This window comes from Enterococcus hulanensis, assembly GCF_005405485.1.
Taxonomy (GTDB): domain Bacteria; phylum Bacillota; class Bacilli; order Lactobacillales; family Enterococcaceae; genus Enterococcus_A; species Enterococcus_A hulanensis.
Window position 1 is genome coordinate 58,420 of sequence record NZ_BJED01000013.1, and the last position, 16,120, is coordinate 74,539.

Annotated in this window: 20 protein-coding genes; 14 read left to right on the forward strand and 6 right to left on the reverse strand. The window is 42.5% G+C overall.

What is annotated here, in order from left to right; translation table 11 throughout:
• Positions 1-24: 24 nt before the first annotated feature.
• Together FFR60_RS14590 and FFR60_RS14595 are read right to left on the reverse strand one after the other, a co-directional pair.
• On the reverse strand, positions 25-537 hold the full coding sequence (locus FFR60_RS14590) for a hypothetical protein (RefSeq protein ID WP_137664726.1): 513 nt from the start codon (positions 535-537) through the stop codon (positions 25-27).
• A gap of 122 nt (positions 538-659) precedes the next feature.
• The gene (locus tag FFR60_RS14595) at positions 660-1,070 is read right to left on the reverse strand and encodes a VOC family protein (RefSeq protein WP_137664727.1); all 411 of its coding nucleotides are present in this window, start codon (positions 1,068-1,070) and stop codon (positions 660-662) included.
• Positions 1,071-1,396: 326 nt separating this feature from the next.
• On the opposite strand from FFR60_RS14595, the gene FFR60_RS14600 reads away from it, so the two are divergent.
• The 4 genes from FFR60_RS14600 (at position 1,397) to FFR60_RS14615 (ending at position 4,871) form a co-directional block, all read left to right on the forward strand.
• Positions 1,397-2,398 (forward strand): hypothetical protein, encoded by a 1,002-nt coding sequence (locus tag FFR60_RS14600; protein ID WP_137664728.1) that lies wholly within the window; start codon positions 1,397-1,399, stop codon positions 2,396-2,398.
• Positions 2,399-2,441: 43 nt separating this feature from the next.
• Positions 2,442-2,885 carry a DUF2922 family protein gene (locus FFR60_RS14605; RefSeq protein ID WP_137664729.1) on the forward strand — a complete coding sequence of 148 codons (444 nt, stop codon included), beginning with the start codon at positions 2,442-2,444 and terminating at the stop codon, positions 2,883-2,885.
• 355 nt (positions 2,886-3,240) lie between these two features.
• Positions 3,241-4,167 (forward strand): sulfurtransferase, encoded by a 927-nt coding sequence (locus FFR60_RS14610; RefSeq protein WP_137664730.1) that lies wholly within the window; start codon positions 3,241-3,243, stop codon positions 4,165-4,167.
• Entirely contained in the window at positions 4,167-4,871 is a 705-nt protein-coding gene (locus tag FFR60_RS14615; RefSeq protein ID WP_137664731.1) for a TVP38/TMEM64 family protein, read from the forward strand. The genes FFR60_RS14610 and FFR60_RS14615 overlap by 1 nt, the downstream gene beginning before the upstream one ends.
• Positions 4,872-4,917: 46 nt before the next feature.
• On the opposite strand, the gene FFR60_RS14620 is transcribed toward FFR60_RS14615, so the two are convergent.
• Positions 4,918-6,852, reverse strand: a complete 1,935-nt coding sequence (locus tag FFR60_RS14620) for a BglG family transcription antiterminator (RefSeq protein WP_137664732.1) — start codon at positions 6,850-6,852, stop codon at positions 4,918-4,920.
• Positions 6,853-7,015: 163 nt separating this feature from the next.
• Between FFR60_RS14620 and FFR60_RS14625 the strand changes: the two genes are divergently transcribed.
• Genes FFR60_RS14625 through FFR60_RS14640 form a run of 4 tightly spaced genes read left to right on the forward strand, consistent with a single transcriptional unit; the run spans position 7,016 to position 9,608 of the window.
• Positions 7,016-7,330: a PTS sugar transporter subunit IIB gene (locus tag FFR60_RS14625; protein ID WP_137664733.1), complete on the forward strand. Its 315-nt coding sequence runs from the start codon at positions 7,016-7,018 to the stop codon at positions 7,328-7,330.
• Between the two features lie 2 nt (positions 7,331-7,332).
• Positions 7,333-8,571 (forward strand): PTS sugar transporter subunit IIC, encoded by a 1,239-nt coding sequence (locus FFR60_RS14630; protein ID WP_137664734.1) that lies wholly within the window; start codon positions 7,333-7,335, stop codon positions 8,569-8,571.
• Positions 8,561-8,911, forward strand: a complete 351-nt coding sequence (locus FFR60_RS14635; RefSeq protein ID WP_249355014.1) for a PTS sugar transporter subunit IIA — start codon at positions 8,561-8,563, stop codon at positions 8,909-8,911. The genes FFR60_RS14630 and FFR60_RS14635 overlap by 11 nt, the downstream gene beginning before the upstream one ends.
• The gene (locus FFR60_RS14640) at positions 8,892-9,608 is read left to right on the forward strand and encodes a 6-phosphogluconolactonase (RefSeq protein ID WP_137664735.1); all 717 of its coding nucleotides are present in this window, start codon (positions 8,892-8,894) and stop codon (positions 9,606-9,608) included. Before FFR60_RS14635 ends, FFR60_RS14640 begins: the two co-directional genes overlap by 20 nt.
• A gap of 41 nt (positions 9,609-9,649) precedes the next feature.
• Here FFR60_RS14640 and FFR60_RS14645 read toward each other — a convergent pair whose 3' ends face one another.
• Entirely contained in the window at positions 9,650-10,564 is a 915-nt protein-coding gene (locus tag FFR60_RS14645) for a DUF975 family protein (protein ID WP_137664780.1), read from the reverse strand.
• A gap of 181 nt (positions 10,565-10,745) precedes the next feature.
• On the opposite strand from FFR60_RS14645, the gene FFR60_RS14650 reads away from it, so the two are divergent.
• The 3 genes from FFR60_RS14650 to FFR60_RS14660 are packed head-to-tail and all read left to right on the forward strand — an operon-like array spanning position 10,746 to position 11,781.
• Positions 10,746-10,958, forward strand: coding sequence for a helix-turn-helix transcriptional regulator (locus FFR60_RS14650; RefSeq protein ID WP_088933684.1), 213 nt, complete (start codon positions 10,746-10,748; stop codon positions 10,956-10,958).
• Complete coding sequence (locus FFR60_RS14655) at positions 10,959-11,342, forward strand: hypothetical protein (RefSeq protein WP_088933683.1); 384 nt, start codon at positions 10,959-10,961, stop codon at positions 11,340-11,342.
• Between the two features lie 28 nt (positions 11,343-11,370).
• Positions 11,371-11,781 (forward strand): helix-turn-helix domain-containing protein, encoded by a 411-nt coding sequence (locus FFR60_RS14660; protein ID WP_171004945.1) that lies wholly within the window; start codon positions 11,371-11,373, stop codon positions 11,779-11,781.
• Between the two features lie 204 nt (positions 11,782-11,985).
• Here FFR60_RS14660 and FFR60_RS14665 read toward each other — a convergent pair whose 3' ends face one another.
• The gene (locus FFR60_RS14665; RefSeq protein WP_137664737.1) at positions 11,986-12,231 is read right to left on the reverse strand and encodes a DUF3592 domain-containing protein; all 246 of its coding nucleotides are present in this window, start codon (positions 12,229-12,231) and stop codon (positions 11,986-11,988) included.
• Positions 12,232-12,410: 179 nt separating this feature from the next.
• Between FFR60_RS14665 and mreC the strand changes: the two genes are divergently transcribed.
• Positions 12,411-13,259, forward strand: a complete 849-nt coding sequence (mreC, locus tag FFR60_RS14670; RefSeq protein WP_137664738.1) for a rod shape-determining protein MreC — start codon at positions 12,411-12,413, stop codon at positions 13,257-13,259.
• 317 nt (positions 13,260-13,576) lie between these two features.
• Here mreC and rpsD read toward each other — a convergent pair whose 3' ends face one another.
• The gene (gene rpsD, locus FFR60_RS14675) at positions 13,577-14,188 is read right to left on the reverse strand and encodes a 30S ribosomal protein S4 (RefSeq protein ID WP_088933679.1); all 612 of its coding nucleotides are present in this window, start codon (positions 14,186-14,188) and stop codon (positions 13,577-13,579) included.
• 362 nt (positions 14,189-14,550) lie between these two features.
• Here rpsD and FFR60_RS14680 point away from each other — a divergent pair, with 362 nt between their 5' ends.
• Positions 14,551-15,189, forward strand: coding sequence for a DNA alkylation repair protein (locus FFR60_RS14680; RefSeq protein ID WP_137664739.1), 639 nt, complete (start codon positions 14,551-14,553; stop codon positions 15,187-15,189).
• Positions 15,190-15,204: 15 nt separating this feature from the next.
• On the forward strand, positions 15,205-15,984 hold the full coding sequence (locus tag FFR60_RS14685; RefSeq protein WP_088933677.1) for a Cof-type HAD-IIB family hydrolase: 780 nt from the start codon (positions 15,205-15,207) through the stop codon (positions 15,982-15,984).
• Positions 15,985-16,120 lie beyond the last annotated feature (136 nt).

Sequence of the window (16,120 nt, forward strand, 5' to 3'; positions counted from 1 at the left end):
ACAATTGTTTTACTGGCGTTTTTTTCAGTTATTTGCTTCGTATTTTATCAAATACTCATGTTCTTCTTCGATGAGTTGCTTGATCTCGGCTAAACTCTCTGCGGTAATATTCGGTATTTCAAGTGCTTGGGCACCGCAGTGTGATTGGGTCTTTCCATCAGAAAAGGTATAGGTATATACATGAGATTCAGGCTCGCCAGCGCAATAGTCACACTTGCTGTCTAAGCATTTGGCTGTTTTACTGGGAAATTTGTTGATAGCGGTACGAACAACCTCCGCAAACTTTTGCGAATACTCTCTGCAAGCTGAAAATCGTAAAGCAAGAAACGGTGCTCCTTCCTTGTTTTTCTTCCTGCCTATTTTAACGATCTGCTTATTGTGCAAGCTATGCTTAAACGAAATATGCGACCGTTCTTTTTTCGGGTTATAACCGAGTTCAGATAAATAGACAACAATCTCACGATATAACGCTTGATCTTCGGCTCCAAGCGGTAACAAAAATGAATCAATCAGCTCTTTTTGTTTTTTAGTTTTCATCTCCCAGCCCTCCAGCAATGTCGGTTTTTGACCATTTGTTTGATTGTACGATAAAAATATTCTAGATAATAGGATCTTTTTATCAGTGCCCATTTTAATGGATATCTGGCGGCTTTTTGATTTTACATTTCATTCAGGCTCCCGATTTCAAGCAGATTTCCTTCTGGATCGGCAACGTAAAAGTTGCGGATGCCAAAAGAAAAGGTCATAGGTTCGCCAGTGGGAAATTGGAGGTCCAGCTTGGACAGCCGCTCATATTCAGCATCTACGTCCGCAAAGCGCGGCAGCCAAAGAGCGATTTCAAAGGTTTGATTAATTCCTTTTGGCGGAATATAGCTCTCGTCGATTGCCTGCACGAAGGCTTTCCTGCTATACATGAATAAAGAAAGCTCACCACCTGCTGTCTCGAATGCTGCGAAATCACCACCAGACCATTCCGTATGAAATCCCAAGGTATCCCGATAGAAACGAACCATCGTCTCCATATCGCCAACTAATAGGCAGGCGCCGATCCTGACATCATTTCCCCTCACTACAACCATCTCCTTCAGCCTTTTTTAGTCACTATGATTATAGCAGAATAAGGAGCCGCAAACCCTTGATAGAGTAGACTTTATCCTGCTTTTTCGGGGCGTTTTTTGCGAAAAAAATCGCCAAAAACTTAATAAATATGAATAAAAATGAATCAAAAATCTTCAAAATTTAGATAGTATTTTTATTAAATTAGAGTTATTTTTTATTTATAAGATTTTCTTTCTTAAAAATGAAAGCGCATTTAAGGGGTGCTGACGAAAAAATAAGCGATTGGTTTTACGTTTCGTCAGAAAGATAAATACATAAATTAGGGAGTGGAGAGTATATGCAAACGCAACGACTAGGCCAAAGACAATTATTCAATATGCTGACAGGTAACCTTGAAAAACGAATCATCAATCTATACAGCGAGAAAAAGGATGCTTCGACGGTGATCGAGTACGTGATCACGGTCCTTGTAAGGGATTCTTTGTCTGCTGCTGGTTTTTCTTTGATTTGTTGGGAGCTGATCCGAGAGATCTTTCTTAGCGGGGAGCCTAGTGAGGCACTGCGCCGTTTTAGCGCCTTTTTTGAAGGTTATTTTGACGCGGCTGAATGGAAAACGGTCGTTGCGCGTTTGTATAAGAATGAAAAGGATTATCTGGCTGCTACCGAGGAGGCTCATTTATATAGAGGCTATTTGAAGGAAAAAGATCCGACCCGAACGGATGAATTGGCGAATCATCAATTCATTCTAAAATCTGTCTTCATGGGGGCGAATGGCCGCAAACATACGTGGACCTTGAAAAACGCCCATCCGACGAAGAGTGACGAAGAACTTGCAGGGGCATTAAAGATTCTTCCGCTGCTGTCGATTTTTGAAACGAACGGTGTTCGCAAGTTTACCGAGTTCGTCGAGTTTACTCGTCATGCGACCGTGGCTGATCTGCATTACGCAGAAGGGCAAGAGGAGGAAGAAGCTGGTGAGGAAGGCTCTGTCAACAGTGGGACGGAAACGGAACAAGTGGCTCAAGGAAAAGTGATGCAGAATACAAAACGGAAACAAAAAGCTAGTGATGCCCTTCCAAACGAAGACCGCTCGGCTGGCGATCCGAACAAGGCGCAATCACCAAGCGGTGCTGCGCCTAAGAAGACGCCGACAACCGCAACTCAGTCTGATAAGAACCAGCGAGCCAGCAATCAAAAGCCGTCGAAGTCAGCCAAGGGCAGTCGTAAAAGTAAGGAAGGCTATTTGGAAAAAACGCGGGAGCAGATCGAGGAGGGGCGAAATGAGCGAAAGGTTAGCCAGAAAATCGCTAAGTTCCTCAAGAAAAGGGGTAAAAAGTAGCGGAACGCTATTTTTTAAAATAAAACGTAAAGAAGGATGAAAAATGAGAAAGATAGTCGCAACTTTTAAAAACGGCGAGAATAAAACCCATTGCTGGTCTTTTGACCAGGTGGAGCCGGAGGAATCGGGAACTAAAATCCGTCAGGCACTGGAACGCTTGACCACCAGCAATATTTTTGATGAAGCGGGAATCGAGATCTTTAAGCAGGTGCTGGATGCAAAGTTTGTCGAAACCATCGAAACGGTGTTGTTTGGGGAAGAAAGCGCCAAAGACAGTGAAGAAGCAGAGGGAATCCAAGCGCTCGAACGGCTGTTGCCAGATGAAGCGGCTGCTCGAAAGCTGGAGCTGACGCAAAAGATCGATTTGCTTTTTGAGCAATACTCAGCCGGGATGAAGCTGAAAGGGTTTCGCTTTGAAGCTGTTGCCGACGATTTGGACAGTGAATCTGACAAGGAACCAGAGGTATTCTTGCGCGAACTTGACTAATGACGTGTTGTAAAAAGATAAAGCGTTTTATATACTTTAATAAGGGCAAGAACGAGCAAGAGGGGAGGGAGCATTTTGAATTTTCATCGGTGATTGTGAGTAGCACTCTGCCTTAGAGTCTCTAAGAATGTGAATTTAAAATTCTCCTCCCCGACGAAGCTTCTTTTATCATCAGTCTAATCATACTGAAGGGAAGTCGTTTGGGAACATAGTGGGGTATGTTTCTTTGTGTCATTTGACATGTGCAGCGAAAATCATCGTCAGATTGATGGATCGCGGCGCAAAAAGAAGGAGATTCCTGGACTTCGACAGGAACGTCGGAGTCAACAAAAACGACAAATGAATGGAGAAGATGATGAAAAAAACAATTATTGGACTGCTGGCGTTCGTTACTTTGGGCTTAGCGGCTTGCGGTGGCGGCGGTGAAACGACCGATTCGACCAAAGCAGAAAAGAAAGATTCCGCCGCTTTTACAGGCGACTACATCGTGAATGCCGATTACGTGAAGAAAAATTTGGATGAGATTATTTTGATCGATGCCCGCGGCGAAGAAGAAGCGAATAAAGGGACCGTCAAGGGTGCGACCGCGATCGGTTGGCAGAACTTGGCTTCTGTTGAAGAAGGGGCCTCCGGCGATGAAAAATGGGGCTTGGTTCTGGAACCGGCTGAGCTTGCCAAACGCTTAGGCGAGCTGGGTATCGCAAAGGACAAAGAAGTTGTATTGTTTGCTGGCGCGCAAAAAGGCTGGGGCGATGATGGCCGGATTGCTTGGGAATTATTGGCAGCGGGCTACAAGGATGTCAAAATGGTCGACGGCGGCTTTGCGGCTTTGAAAAAAGCAGGACTAAAAACTGCGATTGAAAGTACGAAGCTTGATCCCGTTGAGGTCACAATCGATTCGATCGATCAGAAGCATATTATTCGGACCGACGAATTGAAAAAGGACTATGATGACTACAAGATCGTCGACGTTCGTGAAGACAAAGAATACAAAGGCGAAGTCATGTACGGCGAAGCCAAAGGCGGACACCTGCCTGACGCGATCCATCTGCCTTTTACTGATCTATTCAAAAAAGACGGCACCTTGAAGAGCAAAGCAGACTTAACGAAGCTCTTTGAAGACGCTGGACTAGCCAAGGACGATCAAATCGTGACCTATTGTACCGCAGGGATTCGTTCGGCTTACATGGAATTAGTGATGGACATGTGCGGCTTCAAGCAGGTGAAAAACTATGACGGCTCATACTATCGTTGGGCAAAAGTCGAGGACGTAGAAAAATAATGGCTAAATTAAAGAAACGCACGCTGGCGCGGATCGTATTGATCGTGTTGATCTTGCTGGCAGTGGTTGGCTTTTACTTCGTTCCGGGCATCCGCTCGAAGGTCACGCAGGTTTTGATGCTGTTTCGTTCCATGAGTGTCGAGAGTATCGTAGGGTACCTGCGCTCCTTTGGTGTTTGGGCAGTCGTCATTTCCTTTCTACTGATGATGTTCCAATCGATCATCGCGCCGTTGCCGGCCTTTTTGATCACCTTTGCCAATGCGGCCGTTTTCGGCTGGTGGCAGGGCGCCTTGCTTTCATGGACGAGTGCGATGGCGGGGGCGCTGGTCTGCTTTTATATCGCGCGGATCGCAGGCCGAGATCTAGTGGAACGGCTGAACAAAAACTTTTCACTGGATACACTGGACGCGTATTTTGATCGTTACGGCAAGCACACGATTTTGATCTGCCGCCTGCTGCCGTTTATCTCCTTTGACTTTATCAGCTATGCGGCAGGACTGACGGCGATCAAGCCGATCCCCTTTTTGATCGCAACAGGGATCGGACAACTGCCGGCGACAATCGTGTACTCGTATGTCGGCAGTAATCTGACCGGCAGCACGAAAACCATCCTGTTTGGCTTATTGAGCATGTTCGCGTTGTTTATCGCAGTCTATGTCTTTAAGCAGATTTATCAAGGACGACAGGAGAAGGAGAATAAATAAGAAAAGACGCTAGCAAAAAATGCTAGCGTCTTTTTTATGCCCGAATTTATTCAATCAGACTTTGTTCTTGATGCAGCAGGAAATTAATGAAATCAGCAAAATTCTTTTTATTGACTGCTTCCAGCGTGTTTTCTTCATTGGCAAAGAGCAAAGAGAGAATCTCAAATACATTGTAGAAGATCTGTTTGTCTTGTTCGCTGATTGCAAAAAGAAAAACCAAATTAACAAAGTCTTTTTTCCCCCAGCTGATGGCACGTTCACTGACGATGATGTACATCTTTGATTGTAGTGCATTCATCTTGAAGGTATGGGGAATTGCAATATTGTTAAAGGCGGTTGAAGACATTCTTTCACGGGCAAGTACATTTTCTTTAAAATCCTCTTGGGCGACTTTTTCATTCACTAAGATGTCCGCAACCACCTCAATGACTTCCTCTCTGGTTTTCAAAACTGTATTCTTCATGAAGTATTTATTATCCACGATTTGGTTGAGATTGTCTTTGAAATCCTGATAGGTTCTTTTTAGCTTGATCTCATCGATTTTAAAATATATTTTCTTTTGATCCTCACTTGTAAAAAAGGGTGTGATGGCAACAACGGGTGTACTAGAGTCAAAATTTCTGATAGGAATTGTTGAGATGATCAAATCGAAATTAGCTAGTTCTCTTTGATCAAAATTAGTCGTATACACACGTTCGATATAGATGGTGTCGTTAAATTGTGATTCCAGCTTCTTTTTCAGATCGGGTGCCAAGGTACGGACTTCAGGAACCAGCAGGGCGCAAACCAGCTTATGGTATTTTTGATTTTCCTTAGAAAAAGCGCCGCCTAAATGAAGTGCAATATAGCCGATCTCATCATCAGATATCTTCACTTGAGTAAACTCACTAATGATGCTTGTGACCGACACCGCCAGCTCATAGATAAAGGGCTGGCCATTTTTTATTGAAGTCAATAAAGGATTTTTTAGAAAATGCCCCACTCGTGCTCGGGTAAGCAAGCTGTTGATATGCAAAACAAATGGAATATAGAAGCTTTCATCCTTTAGATCAATGACATAGAAGTCTTTCAAAAAAGAAAGAATTTTTTCTACAATAACGATCGTCTCATCATTTACAAAACTTTCAATATCCTCACGAGTGACTCTTTTTTGCTCGGCAGTAGAGGTTTTCGCCAGCAATAAAATATAGATCTCATAAATCTCGCTTTCTTCAATCTCGATCTTCAAAAAATCCTGCAAAGCCGCGGCCAACTGCTTAGATATATCGTAGAGTTTTTCATCTAAGATCACAATCTTAGCTGCATTACTCGAATTTGTCCCGCCGCGCATCTGCTCAATAAACAAGGTGACATGAAGCAAGATGCTTATTAAGGCATATTCGTCAACGAACAAATCATTATCGACGAGACTATTATTGATTAAGGTCTTCATTTCAAAGATTTTCAGATCTGGAAAGAGCTGCTGGATCGTCTCCTCCGTCAGAATCAACGAATCCGTATCGCCATATACCTGATCAATGAAGGTACGGCGCTTTTCATTTTCTTCTCCGATGACTTTTAAATAATCTCCGGCAGATACGATCTTAATATTGTATTCATCGATCTCATTATTAAGCGCTTGAATGTCCTTTTTCACCGTTGTGACGCTTGTATAGAGCTGTTCGCTTAAATCAAAAATATTTAATGGCTGTGTCGTCTTCAGCAGGTTAAGCAAGAGGTATTTCCGGCGGCTCTCAATACTTTGGAAGGTCTGGACCGGCTCAATGTCGAAATACTGAAAGATTTTTTCACGTTGAGCGGTGTTTAGCCGGTAGCCCTTTTTAGAGGAAATGATCGCCTCAGAAAATAATTGATTAATCTGCTGGATATAGTTCTTCACTGAACGCTGCGAGTAGCCTAGTCGCTGGGCGATTTTTTTAGAGGGCCTCCATTCATTACTTTCATCTAGTAATAGGAGGATCTTCAAATGTTTTTCAATCATAGCGGTTCTCCTAATTGTCCATTATTTATCTAATACTATTATATCGTCTGTTCGCCCAAATTAGCTATGCCGCTTTTGCACTAAGGTGGTGCAAAAGTCAGATTAATTAATCCTAAAAAGCGTGCTAAAGTGAAGGCAAGTTAAAAGATGAGGAGTGATTCAGATGGAAGAAATCAAAGTTATGTTGGTGTGCGGCGGCGGTGCAAGCAGCGGTTTCTTAGCCAGCAGTATGAGAAAGGCAGCTAAGAAAAAAGGAATTGTAATGGACATTTTTGCGCGAAGTGAAGGCGATATCGACAACTATAAAAATGAGATCGATGTCTTGTTGCTGGGCCCACATTTAAGATACCTGCTGGATGAAGCAACAGAAAAAATCGCAGGAACCAATGTGAAGTTGTCTGTTATCGAAAATGATATCTACGGTTCGCTGGATGGTGCACGAGCGGTTAATAAAGTACTTCAGATGTTGGAGGAATAATCATGCAAAATTTTGTAGAGTTTGTAAATAAGCGAGTTGCTCCTTTCGCAACAAAATTGTCGCGGAATGTGTGGGTTTCTAGTTTGCAGGATGCCATTTTAAGTACCCTGCCTTTGACGCTCGTGGGATCAGTTATTTCGGTACTGTCCATCTTGAACAACTATTTTCCTGCTATGCCGGATTTATCGCCGATCAGTTCATTTAGTTTCGGCATCATTGGCTTGGCGTTAGCCTTTGTTTTTCCGGTGTTCATTCTTCAAAGGAAAAAAATGGATAATAAGAAAAATTTGGCGGGAATCGCGAATGTGGGCCTTTATCTAATGTTTATTACACCGACTTTTGGCGAAAACGGCGAATGGATTTTTACAGGTGAAAATTTTGGTTCAGGCGGGATGTTCTTAGGAATTATTGCCGGGTTGTTTACTGCTATGGTTTTTATTTTAATGAGCAAAATGAGCTTCTTCAAAAACAACGATACAATTCCGGATTATATCGTCTCCAGCTTTGATTCCTTTTTACCGATCCTGGTCATTTTGATTTGCGGCTACTTGGTCGTGTTTATTGCCCATATTGATTTCTTGGCGCTGTTAACTACCGCATTGTCTCCTTTGACTAGCTTCGGACAAAGCTATTTAGGATTGCTGGCCTATGTTTTTGTCACGACGATTCTGTATTCGTTCGGGATCAGTCCGTGGCTGCTCTACGGATTGTTTTATCCGATCCAATTGTCTGGTATTTCAGAAAACACACAGCTTGTAGGCCAAGGCTTAGCAGCAGTGAACATCAATACAGGAGAAGTCGTGCAAGGCTTGATTACTCTTGGCGGAATGGGTGTCACGCTGCCGTTAGCTATTCTATTATTGTTTGCTAAATCAGGCCGCTTGAAGGCAATCGGAAAAGTCGGGATCATTCCAAGTATTTTGAATATTAATGAACCGATCGTATTTGGAGCACCGATCATGTTGAATCCGTTGTTGATGATTCCGTTTTGGATCAATTCTTTTGTAGCGACAACGATTGTCTATTTTGTCCTGCGATTTGGCTGGGTGTCAATTCCAGATAAGATATTCAATCTTTGGTTCATTCCGACTCCGATCCAAGCGTACCTCGTGACCGGAGATTTCAAAGCAATTCTTTTGGCACTTGTGGTTTTAGTAGTTGCGGCGATAATCTGGTATCCATTTTTACAGGCGTATGATAAGCAAGAACTGATGTTGGAGGCAGAAAGAAATGATGGATAAGGATGCAATCGTGCAGGTATCAATGAATATGATTCTTTACGCAGGGGATGCAAGAACGGCATTGATGGAAGCGTATGATCTATTAGAAAATGAGGAATTTGAACAAGCAGAAGAAAAAATGGCGATCGCCAGTAAATTATTGAATCAGGCGCACGGCTATCAAACGGAAATCGTCCAAAGCGAAGCTGCGGGAGAAGAAATCCAATATTCCCCTTTATTCAGCCATGCTCAAGATACGATGATGACGATTCAAGCGCAATACATTTTATCAAAAAAGATTTTTCGGCTTTTTAAAAAAAATTTTGATCGGAGTAAAGTCCATGAAGAAAATAATCGTTAACAGCTACGAAGAGTTGAGCGAACTGACCGCCAATATCGTGGTAAGTACCATGCTGCAGGATAAGCAAGTCAACCTGTCATTGACTGCCGGCAGTACACCCAAAAGAATGTATGAATTACTGCTGGAAAAAATGAGTCATTTAGGAGAACTCACCAATATTCACTATTATACGTTTGATGAAACACCAATCAGAAATCAAGAAGGCCAAGTAGTCGGCTTTGATAATTTTGATGGGCTGAAGCAGTCTTTCTTTGAACCAGCAAAGATTGCCGAATCACAGATTGTGGCGATGCAGGATGAGAATTATAGTAACTTTCCAGAATTGATCTCTGCTGCCGGCGGTTTGGATCTGATGGTGATCGGGATGGGAGATGATGGTCATTTTTGTGCCAACATGCCTGAATGTACACAATTCGATAAAGCCGTTTATCGGGTCAAATTAACCAATGATTTTCCGTGGAATGCTCCGTATCAAGAAGGCTTGAAGGGGAATTACTCAGATTATATGTACACCCTTGGATTACCTAGTTTGTTAAAAGTGCAACGCGTCGTATTGATTGTCAACGGCACTTCTAAAGCGGCAGCGGTTAAACGCGCTTTGACTGGTCCGTTGGATCAAAACTTTCCAGCATCCTATTTGCGCTTACTTCCTAATTTAACAGTGATTTTGGATCAGGAAGCCGCACAACAGCTATAAAAAAAGATCTGACATCGGCTTGATGTCAGATCTTTTTTTGCTTAGGCTTCAACATGCTGCTCTACAAAATGTTCATAGAGCGTATCTAAAAATTGAATCTCCGTCACGTTTTGATAAGGCATGACATAGAAATTCGTGAGCTGGAAGGCAGCGAGCATATTCCAGAAGAAGAATGAATAACGCAGGATCAAAAATTCCATTTTGTAGCCGTGCATGATTTGACGGCTCAACAAGATCGCATCCGAAGCGGTCAATGTGTCATCCTTTTCCAATAGGTAATTGGTCATGGCGTAGGACGCGCTTTTTACGATCCCCGGAATGACGAACAGCAGCGACCAAAGGAAGGTATAGATCGCGATCAAGACGTTTGCTTTCAGCACGCGATTTTTTTGTGCCTTGAGGAAATAAGCAAATATCTGCAAACCATCCGCCCGATTGCCTCTCAATGTATGAATCGCGCACCATTGCAGGACAGCCGTAGACAATGCCGAGATCAAAAACATCAGGATCAAGGCAGCAATCATCACCAAGAACCACCATAGGATTGAAACACCAGAAAACGGACGAGCGTAGCTGGAGCCGTAGTCGTAATACTCATAATAATCATAAGGACTAAATAGATTAAAAAGGCTGCTGGTAAAAAAGCGCACATAGGCGAATTGGAAAATAAACCCTGCAACGATATTCGCGCCAATTAGCAGGATAATCGTTTTGCACCATTCACCATATCTGCCGGATAATTTCTTTTGAGCATGCTTTTTAATTTCCGCCCGTGTGATATTCAAGCCTTCCGCTTTTTCTAATTCTAATTCAAATGGTTCGTTGGTAGTTGCTTGAACGAAGGGATTGCTGCTGCCGTCTTCAGTTGGCGCACCTTGTTCTAAGCTATAACCGCAGGCCGGACAAAACTTCGCATCCGTTCGTAATTCCGCACCGCAGTTGGGACAATATTTCATTTCTCCACCCTTTTCCTTTTTCATTCAGTATCATCTAGTAATTATCATTGATCAGGCAACGTTCGTCAACAAGCGGACCATAAAAGATTTCGCAGAGCCCACCGCTGGGGAATTCCCGCTTTACTCCCCGAGGTCAATGGCTTATCATTTAGTAAAGATATCTTTACTAGGAGCGAAGGACTTGAGCGTTGTAAATCATATTCGAAAAATCAGAGAAGAAAAAAAGATTCCGCAAAAAGCAATGGCGGAGGCATTAGATGTTTCGCGTCAAACAATGACAGCGATCGAAAAAGGCAAATACAATCCTAGTTTGGAGCTTTCATTGAAAATCGCGGCATATTTTGAGATGCCTTTTGACGAAATATTTTATTTAGACAAGGGGGAGAAGGAATAGATGAGTTTTTTCCGAGTAACGGGAGTGAATGCTTTTATTAGTGGTGCACTATTGATTTTCGCATTGCTGTCTACGTATGCAATGGGTTCATCACTTTATTTTTTAATCAAAGAAATATTTAAGAAGAACGATGAACTGGTAAGAAAAATCGTCTTTGATGCCATGGCGATGAGCTTTGTGATAATCGTGCTTTTACACATCGTGCAAATGATTATCCGAGTGGTTCATTTTAATAAAACCGGACAAGATATCAATCTAGTTGTAACACCAGGATTAGCGATTTATCTGCTAGGCGAAAGAAGTTTGCACCTTGAATCCGTTGGTGTAGACTTAGGGATCTTTGCGATATGTCTATTGATCAATCGCTTGCGTTATCGACTTTAGGCAGAGTAGGGCAAAAGGAGGAAATCTTGTGAAGAATGTCTTAGCTATTTATTTACAAAAGCATGGACTAGCCATAATCGATCTTTTAAAAAGCGGAAAAATATCGGAAGCGCAATTAGCTAGGATCAGTAAAAGAGATCCGGAGAAGTATTCAGCCAAAACATTAGACACACTGGCAAAAGAATTGAACGTCAACTCTGATGAGCTTTTGGCGGATTTGAAAAATATCCGTGACAGCCAAGAACTGTATGAAGTGACAGATGCGAATGAACTGAGACAACGAGTGAAGGAGCAGGAAGAAGAGTTTCTGGTTAAAGGCGATTTACGCGAACTTTTGAAGGAAATCAAACGCAGTCAGGTTTCTGAAATGGCAGAGACAGGTTTTGACTTAGGCTCTGGCGGATCGGGATCATTGGGGCACGCGGTGTTCTACGTGTAATTAATTTCTTTGAAGAAGATTCAAAAACAGAAAACTTAAAGCAAGATATCGCTCAGCTGTACACGATTAAGTTTATTGACGAAGCTGCCGCAAAACTGCGCTTGAAGAAATTGGATTATTAATCATTAAGAACACCCGCAAGCCCTGAGAATAAGGCTGCGGGTGTTTTGTTGTGTCTATATGCTGAGCAGTAATTGGAGAACATTATGCGAAGCGTGGTGATATCCTCTTGATCTTCGTTGGATCGTTTTTGTCATATCTGATTTTTACCGTGTCGCCGACCTGATACCCTAATGGAACAGTAATACTTTTTTGGGAGATGTGTTTGATGCCATCGATTACATAAGAGACGATGGCGAATTTTGCATTCCCAACGACAACTTTTTCTGGCGCGACGGTCACGACCTCTTCGATAGTAGCAGTCGTTTCAACCGTTTCTGCTTTTTTCATTTCAATCACTCCTTAAAGTAATTATACTACTGAGCAGCAGCTGAGGACATTGCCGATAAATAAGTCCTTCTTCACTAAAAAAAGAAACCAAAATCAGCAAAAATCTACCATTCGCGCTTCTTAATCCCACCGTTTACTGGTAAAATCCATTCTATATAGCAGAGTTCGGAGGTTCCTAAGTGAGAAAGTTTAGCACCAGTAAGAAGAATATCATTATACCGATTGTTATTATCGTTGTGGGGATTGTCTCGATTATAGCGATATATCAGCCCAAGAACAGTGAGGGAAATACCGTTCAAGCGGTGGTCAACGACACGATCGCATCCGTCAATAAAGTCATCACTGCTCCAAAACGGTGGCTTAACAACCGCACAAAATCCGTTTCTAATCTGACCAGTACGTACAAAGAAAATCAAAAATTAAAAAACAAGGTTCATCAGTCCGATGATCTAAAGCAGCAGGCGAAGAATCAAGCACAAGAAATTGAACGATTAAAAGCGGAGGCGGAATTAAATCAAACACTGGCAAATTATGAAAAGGTTTCCGCCACGGTTATCACTCGTTCTCCTAAAACGTGGCAGGATACGCTGATCGTGGACAAGGGGAGTGACGACGGGGTTCAAAAGAATATGGCGGTGATGTCGCAAAAAGGATTGATCGGCCGCGTGATGGATGTGGATGCCCATTCAGCCAAAATCCGGCTATTAACCTCTAACAATAAAAGCAGCAATCATTTTTCTATAAAAATCAGTTCAAAGAACGGAGATTCTTTAGGCGTTCTGAATAAATACGATGAAGAGGCCGAGCAATTGATTGGTTCACAATTCAGCCGAGAAAAAGATATTAAGGAAGGCGATGTTGTTAAAACTTCCGGTCTAGGCGGAAATTCCCCAGCAGATCTGGTGATCGGGAAAGTCGTTAAGGTTAAAACAGACAGCTATGGAATGAATCAGGAAGCTCATATCAAACCCTATGCACAAATGGACGATATTTCTTTCGTGACGATTATCCAAGGAATGGCGGAATAGGATTAGATACCTTGCGCCAAGTGCATTTGCGAATTCTGGAGGAGATTCTGGATGGAGAAACAACATAAAAAACTTTTAGTCCTTTCACTTTTCTTTTGCAGTCACAAACTCAGTTTACAAAGCTCTTTTCTGGTTAATGGAAATCAGAAGAGGATGCTAAGCTAGTTGAGTTTCGACAAAAAATGAAATAACTAAGAGCAAGCTCTCTTACTTTTGAGTAAAGAGCCTGCTCTTTTTGGTATTTCCAGAGTCCATCTATGACACAAAAAAACACCCAAACCCTTGATAACCAAGGACTTGAGTGTCTGTAAGAAGTCTTACATTAATTTGTTGTAGAATTCAACGACTAATGATTCGTCGATTTCTGGGTTGATTTCATCACGTTCTGGTAAACGAGATAATGAACCTTCAAGTTTTTCATCGTCGAAGCTTACGAAAGCTGGACGACCAACTGCTGATTCAACTGCTTCTTTCACAGTAATCATGTTTTTAGATTTTTCACGGATACCGACAACTTGGCCAACTTCTACTTCATAAGAAGCGATGTCAACACGTTTGCCATCGACAGTTACGTGACCGTGGTTAACTAATTGACGAGCTTGACGACGAGTTGAAGCCAAACCTAGACGGTAAACCACGTTATCTAGACGACGTTCTAGTAAGATCATGAAGTTAACACCGTGTTTACCTTCTTTGATTTTGCTAGCGCGTACGAATAAGTTACGGAATTGACGTTCGTTTAATCCGTAGATGAAACGTAATTTTTGTTTTTCAGACATTTGCAAGCCGTATTCAGATTTCTTTCCACGGCTGTTTGGTCCATGTTGACCTGGAGCGTATGGACGACGTGCTAATTCTTTACCTGTTCCTGATAATGAGATACCAAGACGACGAGATTGTTTCCATGATGGTCCTGTATAACGTGACATTAAAAATTCCTCCAATAAATTGTTTTGGAGTAAAATAATCCGTTGAAAAATTCATATCCGTGTAGTTCGTTCTTCAATCTTCACCTTCGCAGCCGCGGTTACACAATTGAACCAATACTGGCAACGAACTGGGGACGGGCTATTATTTCTCTGCTGCATTATTTTACACAAACGTCAGTATAACGGAAAAGCGCACGCAGAGTCAAGTCAAGCTGTTGCATTTTTGAAAAAAATGTGTTAAATGTGGGGTGCTGACAAAAAACGATTACTTTTTCTCAAAGACAGCAAAAAAATTGAATGAAAATTAAGGGAGAAGTTTTTGCAAATTTTCTGAAACTTCTCTACAATAAAGGTAGGAATGCATGGAACCTTTGATTTTTCCGCAGCAGCCAGAACTTGCCGAACCTATGGCACGTTACATGAAAGATCTATTTCCTTTTTGCGGTGTTAAAAAACCGCAGCGAGCCCTGTTGGAACGACCTTTTTTAAAGGAAAGTCTGACCCTGCCGCTGCCGGAGCTGATCCAAGAGATTTTCCGTAATTATCATAAAGATGAGCGGGAATACCAGTATTATGCGATCGATCTGGCGCAGAAGAACATTCAGCGATTTTCACTGGCGGACCTTGCGGAACTGCTGCCTTTATTGGCGGAAAAAAGCTGGTGGGACAGTATCGATGCGTGGCGCAAAGTTTTTGCAACGTGGGTCTTGGCGCACCCGACGGAGCTCAAGCAGGTTTACGCGTTTTTCTATCAGCACGAGAATTTTTGGTATCGGCGCGTTGCGATCAATTTGCAGTTGTTGTTTAAGGAGCAGACCGATCCAGCGTTATTGGCGCAAGCGATCTTGGCAGATTTGACGACGGAGGAGTTTTTTATCCAGAAGGCGATCGGCTGGGCATTGCGAGATTATAGCAAAGTGAATCCTGATTGGGTAAAGAATTTTATGCAGCAGCATTCATTAAGTAAGTTAGCCCTACGTGAGGGCAGCAAATACATATAAATGGAGAGATAAATTTTGGAAAGAAAATTAATCGCACTAGACATTGATGGTACCTTGTTGAGCAGCCAAAGAAAACCTTTGGACAGCACGATGAAGGCGTTGAAGGTATTGCGTGAAGCTGGACATTTAGTGACTATTGCGACGGGACGTTCCCGCTTGTTGGCTGGTGATGTGATTCATCAATTAGGTTGTACGAATTACATTATTTGTAATGGTTCGGCTGGATTTTTGGATCATGAGCAGGTGTATAAGCACACCCTTGATCGCGACGCCGTGACTCGAATGATCGATTTTGCAAGTGAGCGCAATGTTGACATTATGCTCTTTGGATTAGATTCGTTTGGACGTGTGACGAACTTTGACGGGGCAAAAGTAAGCAACGCGATGGCCTCTTTCGGACAACAAGCACCAGCTTATGAACCGGATTATTTCTCTCAGCATGAAGTGTACCAAGGCTGTGCCTTTTATGACCAGTCGATGGACGAAGAGTTTCAAGCAGCCTTTCCAGAATTTCGTTTGGTTCGCTGGCACGAAAATAGTGTCGATATCATTCCAAATCCTGGCTCAAAAGCGCAAACGATCTTAGCATTAGCTAAAAAAGTCGGCATCAAACCAGAAAACATCGTCACTTTCGGCGATGGCAACAATGACATTGAGATGCTGAATTTGGCAGGCACCGGTGTTGCGATGGGGAATGCCGCCAATCACGTAAAAGAAGCAGCCAACCTTGTAACCGACACAAACGACCAAGACGGCATCTACAAAGCCCTACGCCAATTAGAATTGGTTCATTAATAGACCGACCGCAAGAACCGGGAGCCCGCAGCTCCTGGTTCTTTTTACCAGTTCTGCTTCTTGCTTTAGCAAGATTAGCAGAATGGTATGCGCAACGACAATAAAAACCTTTTTCCCGGTTTTGGAAAAAGGTTCT

Excerpts from the sequence above, each read along its gene's own strand:
- FFR60_RS14590 (WP_137664726.1), bottom strand. The coding sequence starts at position 537 with ATGAAAACTAAAAAACAAAAAGAGCTGATTGATTCATTTTTGTTACCG.
- FFR60_RS14600 (WP_137664728.1), top strand. The coding sequence starts at position 1,397 with ATGCAAACGCAACGACTAGGCCAAAGACAATTATTCAATATGCTGACA.
- FFR60_RS14605 (WP_137664729.1), top strand. The coding sequence starts at position 2,442 with ATGAGAAAGATAGTCGCAACTTTTAAAAACGGCGAGAATAAAACCCAT.
- FFR60_RS14610 (WP_137664730.1), top strand. The coding sequence starts at position 3,241 with ATGAAAAAAACAATTATTGGACTGCTGGCGTTCGTTACTTTGGGCTTA.
- FFR60_RS14615 (WP_137664731.1), top strand. The coding sequence starts at position 4,167 with ATGGCTAAATTAAAGAAACGCACGCTGGCGCGGATCGTATTGATCGTG.
- FFR60_RS14620 (WP_137664732.1), bottom strand. The coding sequence starts at position 6,852 with ATGATTGAAAAACATTTGAAGATCCTCCTATTACTAGATGAAAGTAAT.
- FFR60_RS14625 (WP_137664733.1), top strand. The coding sequence starts at position 7,016 with ATGGAAGAAATCAAAGTTATGTTGGTGTGCGGCGGCGGTGCAAGCAGC.
- FFR60_RS14630 (WP_137664734.1), top strand. The coding sequence starts at position 7,333 with ATGCAAAATTTTGTAGAGTTTGTAAATAAGCGAGTTGCTCCTTTCGCA.
- FFR60_RS14635 (WP_249355014.1), top strand. The coding sequence starts at position 8,561 with ATGATGGATAAGGATGCAATCGTGCAGGTATCAATGAATATGATTCTT.
- FFR60_RS14640 (WP_137664735.1), top strand. The coding sequence starts at position 8,892 with ATGAAGAAAATAATCGTTAACAGCTACGAAGAGTTGAGCGAACTGACC.
- FFR60_RS14645 (WP_137664780.1), bottom strand. The coding sequence starts at position 10,564 with ATGAAATATTGTCCCAACTGCGGTGCGGAATTACGAACGGATGCGAAG.
- FFR60_RS14655 (WP_088933683.1), top strand. The coding sequence starts at position 10,959 with ATGAGTTTTTTCCGAGTAACGGGAGTGAATGCTTTTATTAGTGGTGCA.
- FFR60_RS14665 (WP_137664737.1), bottom strand. The coding sequence starts at position 12,231 with ATGAAAAAAGCAGAAACGGTTGAAACGACTGCTACTATCGAAGAGGTC.
- rpsD (WP_088933679.1), bottom strand. The coding sequence starts at position 14,188 with ATGTCACGTTATACAGGACCATCATGGAAACAATCTCGTCGTCTTGGT.
- FFR60_RS14680 (WP_137664739.1), top strand. The coding sequence starts at position 14,551 with ATGGAACCTTTGATTTTTCCGCAGCAGCCAGAACTTGCCGAACCTATG.